Genomic DNA, 15,719 nt, shown 5'->3' with positions numbered 1-15,719 from the left:
GTCTCGACCGTGGCCAGGACCAAGGAATTCGATCCGGACGCCGCGCTCCAGGCAGCCCTCGAACTGTTCTGGCGACGCGGATACGAAGCGACGTCGATGGCCGACCTCGTGGAGCACCTCGACATCGGACGCGCCAGCATCTACGCCACCTTCGGCAACAAGCACGAGCTGTACCTGAAGGCCATGGACCGGTACTCCGAGGGGTGCGACCCCTTCATCCTGGCCGAGCTGTCGCAGCCGGGCCCCGCACTCCCGGCGGTGCGGGCTGTCGTACGCCGCTTCGCCGCGGAGGCCGCCGCCCCCGAGAGCCGGCTGAACGGCTGCCTCATCACCAACACCGCGTCCGAGCTCGCCCCGCACGACTCCGACGCGGCCCGCCGCGTCGAGATCAGCTGGGAGCACATCGAGACCCTGCTGCACTCCGCACTCGTACGGGCGCAGGCCCAGGGCGAGTTGCCGGAGACCCGCGACCCGCGGGCGCTCGCCCGCATGCTGCTCGTCCTGTTCCAGGGCGTACGGATCGTCGGGAAGGCGTCCAGCGATCCCGCCAGGGTGCGGGACGCGGCGGAACAGGCGCTGACCCTGCTGGACTGAGCCGCCGTCACCGCCCCTGCAACCGCAACCCCTTGACACCACCGGAGCCACCGAGCACGCCGCCGCACGCTGCCGCACGCCCGAATAATAGACCGATCGATCAATTATTAAAGGGAAGGGGGAGGCATGACCGCCGAGGGAGTCACGGGAGCCAGAGGCGTGCGGCAGCACCGCTACGCCTTCGTCCTGCTCGGGAGCCTCCAGACCACGCTGATCTTCACGCTGGCCGCGATCGCCGTGCCGCTGCCCCGCATCGGCGAGGAGTTCGGCCTGGAGCGGCCGGACCTGATCCTGCTCAGCGCCTCCTACGGGCTGACCTTCGCCGGGCTGCTGCTGTTAGGGGGCCGTCTGGCCGACCGCTACGGCGGGCGGCCCGCCCTCGCCGCCGGGCTCGTCCTCCTCGGCGCCGCCTCGGCCGCCGCTCCGTTCACCCCCGGCGTCGAGGCGCTGCTCGCGGCCCGCTTCGCCCAGGGCGCCGGCGCGGCCCTCGTCGCACCGGCCGCCATGGCCGTGCTGCGCGCCACTGCCGCCTCCCCCGCCGCGTACAGCCGGTCGATGGCCACCTGGGGCGGTCTCTCCGTGCTCGGCGCCACGGCCGGCAATCTGCTCTCCGGCATCATCTCGACGCTGCTCTCGTGGCGTTGGACCTTCGCCGTACCCCTCGTGGTGTCGGCCGCGGCCCTGGCGCTCATGTCCCGGCTGCTGCCGCGCACCGAACCCGACCGGAGCAGGGCGCTCGACCTTCCGGGGGCTCTGCTCGCCACCGCCGGTATCACCGCGGTCAGTTACGGGTTCGTCTCCACCGACACCCGGCCCTGGTCGTCGGCCGGCGTGCTCGTGCCCCTGCTCGGCGGGACCGCACTGCTCGCCGCCTTCCTGTACGCCGAGCGGCGCACCCCCGACCCGTTGCTGCCGCCCCGCTTCCTGCTCGTGGAGCGGCGGGCCCTGGCCCTCGCGGCCATCGCACTGAGCGCCTGCGGGACCGCGATGACCTTCGTGGTCCTCTCCCTCCACCTCCAGCAGACCCGCGGCTGGTCACCCCTGCAGACCTCGGCGGCCTTCGTCCCGTTCGCCCTCGCGCTGATCGCCTCGGGCCGGGCGGCCGGGCCGCTCATCGTCCGGTACGGGGCGCGGGCGGTCACGACCGCGGGGCTGGCCACGGGCGCGGCCGGGCTCGCCCTCCTGGCCTGCACCGGGCTCGATGCCCACACCCCGTACGCGTACGGGCTGCTGCCGGGCCTCCTGCTGCTGCCGGCCGGCGCGGCGGCCTCCTTCGGTGGCGCCACCGTGCTCGCCACCGAGGGCGTGCCGCCGCAGCGGTCCGGGCTCGCCGGGGGCGTGCTGAACAGCGCGATGGAACTGGGCCCGACCGTCCTGTTCGCCGTCCTGCTCACGCTCGGCAGCGACGCCCGGTCCCTGGCCGCGACGGGTGCCGCCCTGGTCGTCCTCGCCGTCGCCCTCCTGCTGAACCACCCGACCGGCAGTCCGCCCCATCAACTGGCGTACCGCGCCGACTGATCCCTCGCTCAAAGACACCCGAAGACACCCGAAGACACTCAAAAAAGGGGAACGCCGACATGGACCGCTTCACCGGCACCACCGTGCTCGTCACCGGCGCAGGCTCCGGTCTCGGCCGCGCCATCGCACGCGCCTTCGCCGCCGAGGGGGCCTCGGTGGTCGCCGCCGGGCGCACCGCCGCCTCCTTGCACGAGACGGTCGGCCTCATCGAGGCCGCCGGCGGCACCGCCGCGGCCGTCACCGCCGACGTCACCGACTCCGGGCAGCTCCGCGATCTCGTCCGCGAGTCCGTCACCCGCTTCGGCGGCCTCGACATCGCGGTGAACAACGCCGGGATATTCCGGGGCTCCGGGCCCGTCGGAGAGGTCGGCGAGGAGGACTGGGACGCCGTCATGCGGACCAACCTCACCGGCGTGTGGCTGGCCATGAAGCACGAGATCGCGCACATGAAGGAGAACGGCGGCGGAGTCATCGTCAACGTCTCCTCCAACCTGGGCGCGCACCTCCGCGTCCCCGGTGCCGCCGCGTACCTCACCTCGAAGGCGGGGGTCTCCGTGCTGACCCGTGCCGCCGCTCTCGACCACATCCACCAGGGCATTCGCATCAACGCCGTCAGCCCCGGCGCCTCCGCCGCCCCCATGTCGCTCCGCCCCGGTGAGACAGAGGCCGAGCGTACGGAGCGGATGAAGTCGGAGAACCCCCTCGGCCGGGTCGCGGAGGCCGAGGAGGTGGCCGCCGCGGTGCTCTACCTCGCCTCGCCCGCGGCCGGTGCGGTGGTCGGCACCGACCTGGTCATCGACAGCGGGGCCTCGGCCTGACGGTTCGGGGCGTCCGTGCGCCTCACGGCGCGGGGACGCTCCCGGGGATTGTCTGGCTCCGGCCGGTTGCCACCGCGGCGTAGCGTGCGGCGAGTTCGGCGAACGCACTGGTCAGCTCGGGTGGTCCGATGACCTGGATGTCGGCGTCGAAGTGGCCGATCGTGGTGGCGAGGCCGGTCCACGACCAGGAGCCGAGGGTGAGGCGGCAGCGGTCGGGGCCCAGTTCTTCGACGATTCCGTCCCGCGCGAAGGGGGCCACCGCCTCGGCGGGGAGACCGAGGACGACTTCACCGCGGCAGGGCCAGTCGGTGGTGGAGCCGTCGGTCCCCCGGAACCGGCCGGCGACGAACGCGGCCACGTCCTCGCCGGGCAGCTCGCGTGGGGTGAAGCGCGGGCCGGTGGGGGTGCGGGGGCGTATGCGGTCGGCGCGGAAGGTGCGCCAGTCGTCCCGGTCGAGGTCCCAGGCGACCAGGTACCAGCGGTCGCGCCAGGTGACGAGGTGGTGCGGCTGCACCCGGCGTGGCCACCCGGCCGCTCCGGCCGCTCCGGAGGCTCCCGGAACACCGGCGGCCCCGGAAACACCGGAAGCCCCGGCCGCGTCGGCCCCGTAGTCGAAGCGCAGTTCCTCGCGGGCGTCGATGACGCGGCCCAGCTCCGCGAGCAGCCCCGTGCCGACCGGGGAGGCGCCGGCGGCCCCGGGCGGCCGGACGGCGGTGACCCGCAGCGTGTCGATGCGCCGGCGCAGGCGCGGTGGCATGACCTGGCGCACGGTGACCAGGGCCCGGGCCGCGTCCTCCCCGATCGTTTCGTCGGACTCCGCCGACCGGAGAGCCAGCGCCAGGGCGACCGCCTGGCCGTCGTCGAACAGCAGCGGGGGCAGGTGCGCACCGGCGTCCAGGCGGTAGCCACCGGATGGCCCCTTGGCAGCGCGGACCGGGTAGCCCAGTTCCCGCAGCCGGTCGATGTCGCGGCGCACCGTGCGCGGAGTGATGCCGAGCCGCCCGGCGAGGTCGTCACCGGACCGGTCGCGGTGCGTCTGAAGCAGCGAGAGCAGGGCGAGCAGCCGCGCGGACGTCTTCTGCATGTCCCTCATTCTGCTCGCAGTACAGGACACAACCTGTCCGCTACTCATGGAATGGTCGGCCCCGAAGTCAGCGGAGGCCGGACAGCATGGTGTGCGGCAGAAAGGAGGGCCGGCTCCCATGACCGTCCTCGGCGCACGCGCTCTCAACCGCGCCACCCTCGCCCGGCAGCACCTGCTGGAGCGCACGGCCGCACCGGTCCAGGAGGTCGTGGCGCATCTGGCGGGCCTCCAGGCCCAGGAACCGCAGGAACCCTTCACCGGCCTGTGGTCGCGGCAGCGCGGCTTCACCCCCGGCCTGCTCGACCGCGCCCTGACGGACCGGCACGTCGTACGCACGCATCTGATGCGCCGCACCGTCCACCTGGTCACCGCCGACGACGCACTCGCCTGGCGGGCCCGCCACGACGCCATGCTGCGCGGGCGGGTGCTGGCCACCTACCGGAGCGAGCTCGCCGGGATCGACCCCGCCGAGCTCGCCGCGGCCGGGCGAGCGGTGATGGCCGACGGCCGGCCCCGCACCATGGCCGAGCTCGTCCAGGCACTCCAGGACCGCTGGCCCGGCCCGCCGCGCCGCGCCCTGGGCGAGCTCCTCGTCGCCGCGCTCGTCCCGATGGCCCAGCTGCCCCCGCGCGGTCTGTGGCGGACGACGGCCGGCGTGCGCAACCTGCCCCTGGACGCCTGGACCGGACGGGACCTCGCTCCGCTGCCCGAGGGCCCCGACGCCGACGACGACCCCGTGGGCCAGCAGCTGGTGCGCCGCTATCTCGCCGCCTACGGGCCCGCCTCCACCGCGGACCTCCGCTCCTGGAGCGGGCTGGCCGGCCTCCCCGCGGCGGTGAGAGCCGTCCGGGACGAGCTGGTCACCTTCCGCGACGAACGCGGCCGGGTGCTCCTCGACCTGCCCGACGCACCACGCCCGTCCCCGGACACCCCGGCCCCCGTCCGCTTCCTCCCGGCGTTCGACAACGCGATCCTCGGCTACCGCGACCGCAGCCGCATCATCGACGACGCCGACCTCGGGCTGTCCGTCGCGGGTCTGCGCGCCGTGCTCGTCGACGGACGCGTCGCCGCCACCTGGACCACGCGCGACCGGCGGCTCGGCATCACACCCCTGCGGCCCCTCTCCCCTCAGGAGCGGGAAGCCGTCGAGGACGAGGCCCATGCCCTGGCCGCCTTCCTGGACCAGGGCATCGACGACATCGGCTTCACGGCGCCGTGACCGGCACCCACGGACACCACATCCGCCGAAGGGCTCGGCCTCAGCGCAGCAGACGCAGAGGAACCGCCCGCGCCATCGCCTCCGCCCCCGCGTCGTCGGGGTGGAGGTGGTCGCCGCTGTCGTAGCGCGCGAGGAGGCGCTGCGGATCGGACGGATCGCGCAGCGCCCTGTCGAAGTCGATCACCGCGTCGTACTCCCCGCCGGTGCGGATCCAGTGGTTGAGGGCCTGGCGGGCGGCCTCGTTCTCCGGGGTGTAGAAGCCCAGGGTGTCGCCCTTGAAGGGCAGGACGGTGCCGCCGTACGCCTTCAGGCCCCGGTCGTGGGCGCGGGCGATGATCTGACGGTGGGCCTCGATGAGGTCGGCCGCGGTGACCCGTTCCGACACGGGGGCGACGGTGCCGGGGTGGCCGAGGTCGTTGACGCCGAGGAGCACGATCAGATGGCGGGCGCCGGGCTGGGAGGCGACGTCCCGGTCGAAGCGGCGCAGGGCGCTCTGCCCGAAGTACGCGGCGAAGTCCTCCGCGTCGGACCCGGCGGGCGGGTTGGGGTCGTGCAGGAGGCGATTGCCGCTGACGCCCTCGTTGAGTACGCCGATGGTGTCCGGCCCGGCCGAGGCACGCAGCCGTCGGGCGAGGAAGTCGGGCCACCGGTGGTCGGCGCCGACCTCCGTCTCCGCGCCGTCGGTGATGGAGTCGCCGAGCGTGACCACGGCCGAGGAGGCCGGGCCGGTGCTCACACTCACGCCGGTCAGGAAGTACCAGCGGTCGACGGTCGCGGTGGGCTCGATGTCGGTACGGCCGGTGACGTTCCCCGCGGCCACGTAGTTGTGCCGCTGGGCGAACGCGTGGAGCGTCGAGCCAGGGGTGGGGCCGGGCAGATGGATGCTCACCACGAGGTCGGTCCCGGCGGGCACCCTCAGGGAGACCGGATCGCTGAGGAGCGGCGCCCCGGCCGGGACGGTCACGGAGGTACGGCCGCCGAAGGTGAGCGGCCGGTCGGTGCGCGGGTCGATGCGGGTGGAGGGCCCGCCGGCCGCCGGACGCGCGACCCGGGCCTCTCCGATGACGAGGGGCCCACTGCCGAATTCGTTGGACAGCCGGATACGGACCCGGTCGCCGCCGATGCTCGTACGAACGGTCTGCCGGATCGTCTCGTTCGCGAACTCCGTGGTGTCCGAGGCCGGAGTCGCCGTCGGTGTGGTGGCCCACGTCCCGGTCCAGGACGTGGGCGCGGTGCTACGGGACACGGGCTCGGCGGAGACGGCCGGAGCAGCCACCGTCGCCAGGAGCAGCGCCCCCGTGAGTAAGGCCACCAGACGGCCGGCGGGGCGGGCGGGGCCCGTGGATCGTGCGGAGTGCGGTCTCATACGTCGATGTCTCCTGGTCCGGACGGCAGCGGGAGGGGCGTCGCCCGTCGCGGGACCCGAAAGTTTCGTACGGATCCACGATCGGGCGAGCAGACGGTAAGGAAGCCCGCAGGCCCGCGTCAAGAGGGCGTCCCACCTGCACAACTTCGCGTACACACAGGTCAGATGGTGTCCCGTCGGGGTCTTCCAGCCTGTTCCGTCGCGTCGGCACCACCACCCCTGTGACCGTCCGTTCCGGACACGGCGGGAGGTCACGGTGTACAGTTTTTGAGTCCTGTTGTCTCCGATAGAGGTGGACGTTGCGCATCTGAGGTCCGCGATCATCGCGCGGTACGGCCCCTGCCGTAGCTCGTCACGCCCTGTCGGCTTTCCTGCCGCCCCGTGACCCACCGCGTGGATGCGACCTCGGTGCATGAGCCGTCCTCCGTACGTCGGACGGACCACACCCCTTCCTCTCCCGGCCGGTCGCCGCGTGGTGCTCGCACACGAAGCCCCTGTTCACACGCTTTCGACCGCGAGGATCACATGTCTCATCCCACCGCCCCCGCCGCTTCCCTCAGCTGCTCGTCCCTGTCCTTCCGGTGGCCGGACGGCACGGAGGTCTTCGACGGGCTCTCCCTCAGCGTCGGCCGGGGCCGCACCGGGCTCGTCGGGACCAACGGTTCCGGCAAGTCGACCCTGCTGCGGCTGCTGGCCGGCCGGCTGAGGCCCTCCGCCGGCTCGGTGACCGTCGGCGGGCACCTCGCCCACCTCCCGCAGAACATCACCCTCGACACCGGCCTCCGCGTCGAGGACGCCCTCGGCATCACCGCGCGGCGTACGGCGCTGCGCGCGATCGAGGCGGGTGACGTCGCCGACGAGCACTTCGAGACCGTCGGCGACGACTGGGACGTCGAGGAGCGGGCCCTGGCGACCCTGGGTTCGCTCGGCCTCGGCGACATCGGTCTCGACCGCACCGTCGGGCAGCTGTCCGGCGGCGAGACCGTGCTGCTGCGGCTGGCCGCCCTGCTGCTGGAGCGCCCCGACGTCCTGCTGCTCGACGAGCCGACCAACAACCTCGACGTGTTCGCGCGCCGTCGGCTGTACGACGCCGTCGAGTCCTGGCGCTCCGGAGTGCTCGTGGTCGTCAGCCACGACCGTGACCTGCTGGAACGGGTGGACCGCATCGCCGATCTGCGCGCGGGCTCGGTGAGTTGGTACGGCGGCGGCTGGTCGGCGTACGAGGAGGCGCTGGCCACCCAGCAGGAGGCGGCGGGCCGCATGGTGCGGGCCGCCGAGTCCGACGTACGTCGGCAGAAGCGCGAACTGGAGGAGGCCCGGATCAAGGTGGCCCGCCGCCAGCGGCACAACAAGAAGATGGACGCGCAGCGCCGTGCGCCGAGGATCGTCGCGGGCGAGCACAAGAGGTCCTCCCAGGAGGCGGCGGGCAAGCTCCGCGGGCTGCACGAGGACCGGCTCCAGGAGGCACGGGAGCGGCTCGACACGGCGTCGGAGGCGATCAGGGACGACGCCGAGATCCGGGTACGGCTGCCCCACACCGCCGTCCCGGCCGGCCGTACGGTCCTGAGCGCGCACGGGCTCCGCCCCCGCTTCGGCACCCTGCGCGACGGCGAACTCCACGTCCAGGGGCCCGAACGCATCGCGCTCATCGGGCGCAACGGGGCGGGCAAGACGACGCTGCTGCGCACCCTCACCGGGGAGCTGGCGCCGGAGGCCGGCGAGGCCAGGACGCACGTGCCGCTGCGCTTCCTGCCGCAGCGGCTCGACGTCCTGGACGACGGGCTGAGCATCGCCGCGAACGTGGCCCGCGCGGCACCGGGGACCACCGACAACGAGATCCGCTCGCAGCTGGCCCGGTTCCTGTTCAAGGGGGCGCGCGCCGAGCAGCCGGCGGGCACCCTCTCGGGCGGTGAGCGCTTCCGGGCCGCTCTCGCAGCGACGATGCTGGCCATCCCGGCCCCCCAGCTGCTGATGCTGGACGAGCCGACCAACAACCTGGACCTGGCGAGCGTGCGCCAGCTGACGAGCGCCCTGGAGTCCTACGAGGGCGCGCTGATCATCGCGGGCCACGACCTGGCGTTCCTGGAGTCGGCCGGCATCACCCGCTGGCTGCTCGTGGGGGAGGAGCTCACGGAGCTGGACGCCGAGGAGGTGCGCGCGCTGCTCGGCACGCCCGACGCGATCGGGTGACCGGTGGTGTACTGGAAGGGTGCGGGCCGCGCTCCCGGGCCCGCCCACCAGGCACCACCGGCTACCGATCCGGATCCCGCCATGCACCCTCCCCATGGATTCCGAGGCGTTCCCCGGGCCCTCGCGGGCGCGGCCGTCGTCCTGCTGGCGGCCGGAGGCCCGGCGGCCGCCGGGCCTCCCCCGGCCGTAGCAGTCGCCGCACCGGCCACCACCGGTCCGTCCGCCGGGCCCCCGACCGACCGGACCGATCCCCGTACGGCGACCGCCGAGCTCACCATCCCGGCGATCGGCATGACGGACCTGCGCGTGGTCCCGTACGAGGGCACGACGGACGACGGGCCCGGCACCCGTATCCAGGACCGCGGGATCGCGGCCAGCCCGTACGGCGAGGACGGCGGCGTCGGGCCGGGCGAGACGGGGAACTACCTCGTGACGGCCCACCGGATCTCCGCCGGAGGCCCGTTCCACGACCTGCCGTCGCTGCGGAAGGGCGACAAGGTCCTGGTCACCGAGGGCGGCACGGTCTACGAGTACCGGATCACCGAGACCCGGCAGACGTCCTTCCGGTCCGAGCGCTCGCTCGCCGAACAGCGGGCCGAGGTGCCGGGCGAATCGGGCGAGGAGCCGACCCGGGCGATGATCACCCTGTCCACCTGCGCGACCCCGGAGGACGACGCGGCCGGGAACTTCTGGCGCGACGCCCACCACAACCCGGAGCACCGCATCGACAAGATCGGCGTACTGGTGTCGTCCAGGCCGTCATGAACCGCCGGGCATGTCGTCGGGCAGCTCCAGCCACCGTGCCTCGCCGGGCTCGACGACGTACGCGCTGCCGTCCAGCCTGACCCGGACGCCCGGACGCTCCGAGTCCGGTACGGCGATCCTGAGGCGTTCGGCGCGCAGGCGCAGGTCCACGTCCCAGTGACGGCGGAAACGGATCCGCATGCGGAACTTGGAGAGCTGGGGCAGCGTGGCCGGGGCGAGCCACAGGGCGTCGTCGCGGGTCGCCAGGCCCGTCATGCCGCGCTGGACGAAGTCGAGGGTGCCGGCCATCGCGCCGAGGTGGATGCCCTCCTCCGTCGTACCGCCCTGGATGTCGGCCACATCGCCGATCAGCGCCTCCTCGCAGTACGCCCAGGCGTCGTCGCGGTGGACCCTCGCCAGCACCCAGGCGTGGACGAGGGAGCTGAGGGTGGAGCCGTGGCTCGTACGGCCCACGTAGTAGTCGACGGTGGCGCGCCAGGTCTCGTCGTCGAGCGCGTGGCCGAGCCGCCGGAACAGCGCGACGAGTTCCTTGGGTGAGAAGAGGTAGCCGAGCATCAGCACGTCGGCCTGCTTGGACGCCTGGTAGCAGTTGACGGTGTCGCCCTCCGCCTCCAGGATCCGGTCGAGCCGCCGGATGTCCCCGTACCGCTGCCGGTAGCCCTCCCAGTTCAGCTCCTCCAGGTCCCCGTATCCGGCGAACTGGCTGATGACGCCCCGGTGATGGGGGACGTACAGCCGCCGGGAGATGTCGTCCCAGCGGTCCAGCTCCGCCGGGTCGAGCCGGATCATCTCGAGGAGCTGCGCGCACCGGCTCGGCGGGAGGGTGCGGCAGAGCTCGCCGGCCCGTTCCAGCACCCAGGACGCCGTCACGTTCGTGTACGTGTTGTCGTCGAGCCCCGCCGTGTCGGAATCCGGATAGGCGTCGTGGTACTCGTCGGGTCCGACCACTCCCCGGATGCGGTATCGCCCGACGGAGTCGTCCCACTCCGCGCTGTCCGCCCAGAAGCGGGCGATCTGCATCATCATCTCGGCGCCCTTGGAGTAGAGGTACTCCGTGTCGCCGGTGGCCTGGCAGTACTGCCACACGTTGTAGGCGACCGCCGAGCCGACGTGGTGCTGGAGCCGTGACCGGTCGGGCAGCCAGCGCCCCGAACGGGGGTTGAGGTGGACCTCCTGGGTCTCCTCGCGCCCCTCGTCGGCGCTCTGCCACGGGTACATCGCCCCCTCCCTGCCCACCGCCCGCGCGGCGGCGCAGGCCGCGGGGAGCCGCCGGTGGCGGTAGTCGAGCAACCCCCTCGACACCTCGGGGAGATGGAGGTTCAGGAAGGGCAGGACGAACAGCTCGTCCCAGAAGACGTGCCCCCGGTACGCCTCCCCGTGCAGCCCTCGCGCCGGCACCCCGACATCGAGTTCCGCCGTGTGCGGGGAGAGGGTCTGGAGCACGTGGAAGAGGTGCAGCCGCAGGATGTGTCCGGGCTCGCCGGGCACCTCGACCTTCACCTGCTGCCACAGGTCCGCCCAGGCCCGGCGGTGCGAGGCACGCAGCCGGACGTACGCCGGTGCGTCGGCCACCGCGGACACGGCGGCCCGCAGCGGGCTGCCGATGGCCGGGTCGCGGGAGGTGTACAGACCGACCGTCTTGTCGACGACGGCACCGGAGTCCGGGGCGATCGGGAGCAGCAGCCTCTGGTGGACCGCGCGGGGCTGCTGCTCGGGTTCGGCCCGGTGGTCGCCGTTCCGCTCCGGTCCGCAGGAGGCGACCGTACGGGCGGCCAGGGCGATGCCGATGTCCGACTCCACCGTGCGGCAGCGCAGCCAGACGAGGGAGCCGGGTTCCGTGCCGGTCTCCCAGCCGGTGAGGTGGCGGTCGGCCAGTTCGCGGTAGCGCGCGACACCGTTGTTACGGATGTCCCCGTCGATCCCGGACTCCACCTCCAGCTCGCCCGACCAGCCCTCCGCGGTGAACACCGTGTGCAGCGCCGCGAGATGGGGGTCGCCCATGTGGACCAGGCGCTCCTGCTCCACCGTCAGCCGGCGACCGGCCCTGTCCTCGTACACCGAGCGGCGGATCAGCGTGCCGCCGCGCAGGTCGAGCGACTGCCGGTGGTCCACGAGGTGGGCGTGGTCCGGGGTCAGCCAGGGGCCGGTGCGGGAGCCTGCGGGATGGATGCGGTAGCGCAGCGGCAGCCAGTTGGGGAGGTTGACCATGTCCTCGTTCTCGACCTGGCGCCCCTGGACGGAGGACGTCAGCCGGTTGTAGCAGCCCGCCACATACGTGCCCGGGTAGTGCGTCTCGGCGGCGGGTGTCTCGGGCGCGGCTCCCCGGGTGGCGAAGTAGCCGTTGCCGAGGGTGCACAGCGCTTCGCGCAGGCGCTCCTTCTCCGGGTCGTACCCCTCGTACGCCCAGACCCAGCCACGCGCCATCAGTCCTCCCCGGTGATCAGCAGGTCGCCCGGGTCGGCCACCACGAGGTCCGCGCCGTGGCGGCGCAGGGCTGCGGTGCCCTCGGTGCTGTCCGTCCGGTCCACCCCGACGACGAGCCCGAAGCCGCCCCGCCGGCCCGCCTCCACGCCGGCCAGCGCGTCCTCCACGACTGCGGTGTCCCCGGCCGGGACCCCCAGTCGCCGTGCCGCCTCGGTGAACAGGGCGGGGTCAGGTTTGCCCGGCAGTTCCAGTCGGTGCGCCTCGTTGCCGTCGACCACCGCCGTGAACAGGTCCAGGAGACCGGCCCCGGCCAGCAGTTCGGTCGCGTGCCGGGACGCGGACGCGGCGGCGAACGGGACGCGCGCGTCGTGCAGCACGTGCAGCAGGCGGACCGTGCCCGGCCAGACCGCGATCGGACGGGTGCGCAGGGTCCGGGTGAACGCCTCGTCCTTCCGTGCGGCGACGGCCCACACCGTCCCGGTGCCGGGGGGATCGTCGGGGCTGCCTTCGGGGAGGTCGAGGCCCCTGGACGCGAGGAAGGCGGCGGCACCGTCCTTGCGCGCCTTGCCGTCGACGTAGCGCCGGTACTCGTCCGATTCGTCGAAGGGACGCGGGTCGCCGTGGTCGGACAGGCAGGTGTCGAACGCTTCCTTCCAGGCCGCGGCGTGCGCCGGGGCGGAGTCGGTGATCACACCGTCCGTGTCGAAGACGACGGCGTGCACGGAGAGCAGGACTGCGGCCGGGGACGGTGCGCGTGCCATGACCGGTGGTCCCTTCGTCGAGGTGTCCCGAGGCCGAGGTGGATCGAGCAACCTCTCACTCAAGCCCTGGCAAAAAGTCGGAAAAGTTTCTAAATGTTCCCTTCGGGTCTACCGTGAAGACATGGCCAGAACCGAGCGTCAGACCGACCGGCAGGCGGAGTACGTGTGTCCGGCCTGCAAGCAGCCCGTCGCGACCGTACTGGCGCGGCACAAGACCCTCGGCATCTTCGTCCCCCTCTGGGGCGCGGGTCCGTGTCACAACACCGAGTGCCATCTGCACGAGGACGAGTCCGGGGTCACCTCCGGGTCCACCCGGCGAAGGGGCTCCGTCCACCGCTGAGCTGACTGCGCTTCGGACGTTCAGGCGTTCGGACGTTCAGGCGTTCAGCTGGAGGCGCTGACCGGGGAAAATGAGGTGCGGTCCCTGGTCCAGGGTCTCGCGGTTCAGCTCGTACAGCGCGGGCCAGCCACCGGACACGTCCGCGCGCTCGGCGATCACCGAGAGGCAGTCACCCGGCTGGACGATGTACGTCTCGGCGTCGGCGAGGTCCTCGGAGTGGTGCGTGACGGCGCTGTCGTTGCTCGCGGTGCTCTCGTCGCTGTGGGAAGAGCTTCCGGACGACGTGCTGCCGGAGGACGTGCTGCCGGAGGACGTGTTGCCGGAGGAGCCGCTGTTCGAACTGCCGGTCGACGGGCGCTCGGGGGCGGCCTGCGCCGTGTCACTTCCGTCGACGCCGCCACCACTGGCACTGCTGCCGGAGTTGCCGCTGCTGCTGCCGCTGCCCGACGAGGAGCTCGACGTACCGTTCGCACCGAGGCGTCCGCACGTGGGCCAGGCGCCCAGCCCCTGCGAGCGGCGGACCCGCTCTCCTACGGCGATCTGCTCGGACTTCGTGGCGAGGTCGGCGCGGGGTGCGTACTGCCCGCCTCCGTAGGCCCGCCAGGTGGAGGGCGCGAACTGGAGGCCACCGTGGTAGCCGTTGCCGGTGTTGATGTCCCAGCGGCCGCTGCTCTCGCACTCGGCGATGCGGTCCCAGTCCGTACCCGCCGTGACGGTCGGTGCGACTACGGTCGGCGCGATCACGGCCCGGGCGGGGGCGGCCTGGGCCGGTACGGCCTGGGCGGGGGTCCGGGCCGGGGCCTGGGCGGGGGCGTCCGCGACACTGCGACCGGCGAGGCCGAGCACGCTCAGGAGGACGAGCAGAAGGGCGAGCACCGATTCGACGGGCCGCTTGGCGAGGGTTGATGCCGGCATGACGGTATTTCCTCCGCTGTGCTCCAGAAGGTGTGCAAGGGCACGAACAGATAAGCCGCCGATCATCTTTTCCGGGAGCTTCGACGCGTCCGACGCCCTCACATTCACCCGGGTGGGCCCGACGGCCGCTGCACAGCGTGACCAAGCACGGCCCCCAGGGGTGCCGGCCCCCATGAGATGCATGCCGGACGTCGTGCGGTGAGACCCGCCGCTACTTCTTGCGGTCCCGCAGTCTGGCCATCTCCGCCCGGATCGCGGGCAGTTGGGCGTAGAGCGCCTCACCGGGGCAGTACGTCGAGAAGGTGTCGCGGTGACCGGCCACGGCGTGGAGGTAGACCACCTCACCGCGCCTGTACAGGCTGTCGTCGTTCGTCGACACCATCCGCACGATGCCCCGCGGGTCGACGGACCGGTCCAGCTTCCACGCGCCGACCTTCGCGATGCCCTCGATGAGCGCCTTCGGCACGGTGACACCGGGATCGAAGGTGCCGAGCGCCGCTATCCCCACGCTGTGCGCGTTGAACCCGGTCGTATGGGCCCCGCGTACGGTGCGTCCGACGCCGCCTGCCCTGCCCTCGTATATGGTCCCGCAGCGGTCGACCACGAAGTTGTAGCCGATGTCGTCCCAGCCCTCGCCCCGGACGTGGGCCTCCTCCATCGCCCGGAGCATCTTGGGGGCGTCGGCGCAGTCGTAGTTGTTGGTGTGACCGGTGTGATGGACGAAGACGGCCCGCACCGTCCCCGTGTACACCGCGTCCTCCCTGACCAGGCTCTCGTCCGCGTGCCACTGCGCCCGGCTGACGATCGCGGGCCGCGGGGCCGCGGGCTGCGCCGCCGGCTTCGCGGTGGTCTGCTCGGGCGCGGCGAGCCGTACCGGCGCGTCCCGGAACACCAGGAACGCCAGCGGCACGACCATGGCGCACACGGCGGTTCGGCGAAGCCACATAGGGCCACCATGCGGGCTGACCAGCCACTTCGCAGGCGCCCACACCCGATCGGGTGACATGGGCCGTGACACCGCCCGGGCGGCCCGCGGCCCCGCCCGGGCGGTCAGGAGACGGCGACCGCCTGCCGCTGCTCGATGATGCGCGCCGCGCGGTGCGGGGAGGTGTCGAGCCGGGCCAGCACACCCGGGACCGCGTTGTTCGGGAGGATGAGCTCGAAGAGCGCGGAGATCTCGGTGACCAGGTCCGGCGGCTCCGCCATGGACTCGGTCACCAGCTGGACCCCGGTCCACGCCCCGACGAAGAGCCGCGAGGTGGCCTCCGGGTCGACATGCGGAAGGAGCTCGCCCCGCTCCCTGGCCTCGGTGAGTATCTCCGTGCCGAGCGTGATCCAGTCCGGCCAGCGGGTACCGAACAGTCCGCGCGCCCGGGGGTCGACGGACAGCCGGATCGAGGCGCTGAGCAGGGGTTCCCTGGGCAGCCGGTAGGCGAGGAGGAGCGCTATGTCCACCCATTCCTGCAGCTTGAAGGTCTGCGGGGTGACCCCGTCCGCGGTCACCGCCTCCTGGAGGACCCCACGGGCCAGCTCCTCCTTCGACGTGAAGTGGAAGTAGAGCGCACCCCGCGTGAGACCGGCCCGGTCGAGGATCGCGGCGATCGTGGCGGCGTCGTAACCGTGCTCGTCGAAGACCTCGGCAGCGGCTTCCAGGAAGATTCTGCGCGTGCGGATCGCCCGTTGCTGTCGTGCCAACTCGCGCTCTCCTTGAACGTGGCCTGACGC

General features: G+C 72.7%; 14 protein-coding genes. 7 read left to right on the top strand and 7 right to left on the bottom strand.

The features are described from left to right. Positions 1-9 precede the first annotated feature (9 nt). The 3 genes from ACIRD8_RS22245 to ACIRD8_RS22235 all read left to right on the top strand — a co-directional run bounded on the left by ACIRD8_RS22245 (position 10) and on the right by ACIRD8_RS22235 (position 2,930). Positions 10-594: a TetR/AcrR family transcriptional regulator gene (locus tag ACIRD8_RS22245; protein ID WP_403994082.1), complete on the top strand. Its 585-nt coding sequence runs from the start codon at positions 10-12 to the stop codon at positions 592-594. Between the two features lie 126 nt (positions 595-720). Beyond that, a complete protein-coding gene (locus ACIRD8_RS22240) occupies positions 721-2,112 on the top strand; it encodes an MFS transporter (protein WP_403994079.1) in 1,392 nt (463 codons plus the stop codon). 59 nt (positions 2,113-2,171) lie between these two features. Next, positions 2,172-2,930 (top strand): SDR family NAD(P)-dependent oxidoreductase, encoded by a 759-nt coding sequence (locus tag ACIRD8_RS22235; protein WP_403994076.1) that lies wholly within the window; start codon positions 2,172-2,174, stop codon positions 2,928-2,930. Between the two features lie 22 nt (positions 2,931-2,952). On the opposite strand, the gene ACIRD8_RS22230 is transcribed toward ACIRD8_RS22235, so the two are convergent. After that, a complete protein-coding gene (locus tag ACIRD8_RS22230) occupies positions 2,953-4,014 on the bottom strand; it encodes a helix-turn-helix transcriptional regulator (protein WP_403994073.1) in 1,062 nt (353 codons plus the stop codon). A 118-nt stretch (positions 4,015-4,132) separates the two neighbouring features. On the opposite strand from ACIRD8_RS22230, the gene ACIRD8_RS22225 reads away from it, so the two are divergent. Further along, positions 4,133-5,233 (top strand): winged helix DNA-binding domain-containing protein, encoded by a 1,101-nt coding sequence (locus tag ACIRD8_RS22225; protein ID WP_403994070.1) that lies wholly within the window; start codon positions 4,133-4,135, stop codon positions 5,231-5,233. Positions 5,234-5,273: 40 nt separating this feature from the next. Here the strand turns inward: ACIRD8_RS22225 and ACIRD8_RS22220 are convergent, their stop codons facing one another. Further along, complete coding sequence (locus tag ACIRD8_RS22220) at positions 5,274-6,599, bottom strand: SGNH/GDSL hydrolase family protein (RefSeq protein ID WP_403994067.1); 1,326 nt, start codon at positions 6,597-6,599, stop codon at positions 5,274-5,276. A 525-nt stretch (positions 6,600-7,124) separates the two neighbouring features. Between ACIRD8_RS22220 and ACIRD8_RS22215 the strand changes: the two genes are divergently transcribed. Then, positions 7,125-8,789, top strand: a complete 1,665-nt coding sequence (locus ACIRD8_RS22215) for an ABC-F family ATP-binding cassette domain-containing protein (RefSeq protein WP_403994064.1) — start codon at positions 7,125-7,127, stop codon at positions 8,787-8,789. Between the two features lie 81 nt (positions 8,790-8,870). Further along, entirely contained in the window at positions 8,871-9,554 is a 684-nt protein-coding gene (locus ACIRD8_RS22210) for a class E sortase (protein WP_403994061.1), read from the top strand. On the opposite strand, the gene ACIRD8_RS22205 is transcribed toward ACIRD8_RS22210, so the two are convergent. Both ACIRD8_RS22205 and ACIRD8_RS22200 read right to left on the bottom strand, forming a co-directional pair. After that, entirely contained in the window at positions 9,549-11,978 is a 2,430-nt protein-coding gene (locus ACIRD8_RS22205; protein ID WP_403994058.1) for a glycoside hydrolase family 65 protein, read from the bottom strand. The genes ACIRD8_RS22210 and ACIRD8_RS22205 overlap by 6 nt on opposite strands. Further along, complete coding sequence (locus ACIRD8_RS22200; RefSeq protein WP_403994055.1) at positions 11,978-12,739, bottom strand: HAD family hydrolase; 762 nt, start codon at positions 12,737-12,739, stop codon at positions 11,978-11,980. The genes ACIRD8_RS22205 and ACIRD8_RS22200 overlap by 1 nt, the downstream gene beginning before the upstream one ends. 121 nt (positions 12,740-12,860) lie before the next feature. On the opposite strand from ACIRD8_RS22200, the gene ACIRD8_RS22195 reads away from it, so the two are divergent. Further along, positions 12,861-13,079, top strand: coding sequence for a hypothetical protein (locus ACIRD8_RS22195; protein ID WP_403994053.1), 219 nt, complete (start codon positions 12,861-12,863; stop codon positions 13,077-13,079). 36 nt (positions 13,080-13,115) lie between these two features. On the opposite strand, the gene ACIRD8_RS22190 is transcribed toward ACIRD8_RS22195, so the two are convergent. From ACIRD8_RS22190 to ACIRD8_RS22180, 3 genes are all read right to left on the bottom strand, one after another. After that, positions 13,116-13,994 (bottom strand): transglycosylase family protein, encoded by an 879-nt coding sequence (locus ACIRD8_RS22190; RefSeq protein ID WP_403994050.1) that lies wholly within the window; start codon positions 13,992-13,994, stop codon positions 13,116-13,118. Positions 13,995-14,205: 211 nt separating this feature from the next. Then, positions 14,206-14,940 (bottom strand): peptidoglycan recognition protein, encoded by a 735-nt coding sequence (locus ACIRD8_RS22185; RefSeq protein ID WP_403994047.1) that lies wholly within the window; start codon positions 14,938-14,940, stop codon positions 14,206-14,208. Between the two features lie 104 nt (positions 14,941-15,044). After that, on the bottom strand, positions 15,045-15,689 hold the full coding sequence (locus tag ACIRD8_RS22180) for a ScbR family autoregulator-binding transcription factor (protein ID WP_403994044.1): 645 nt from the start codon (positions 15,687-15,689) through the stop codon (positions 15,045-15,047). Positions 15,690-15,719 lie beyond the last annotated feature (30 nt).

Source organism: Streptomyces sp. NPDC102451, from assembly GCF_044765485.1.
Classification (GTDB): Bacteria; Actinomycetota; Actinomycetes; order Streptomycetales; family Streptomycetaceae; genus Streptomyces.
The sequence above is the reverse complement of the archived record's forward strand: the minus strand, read 5'-3'. Positions and strand labels throughout refer to the sequence as shown.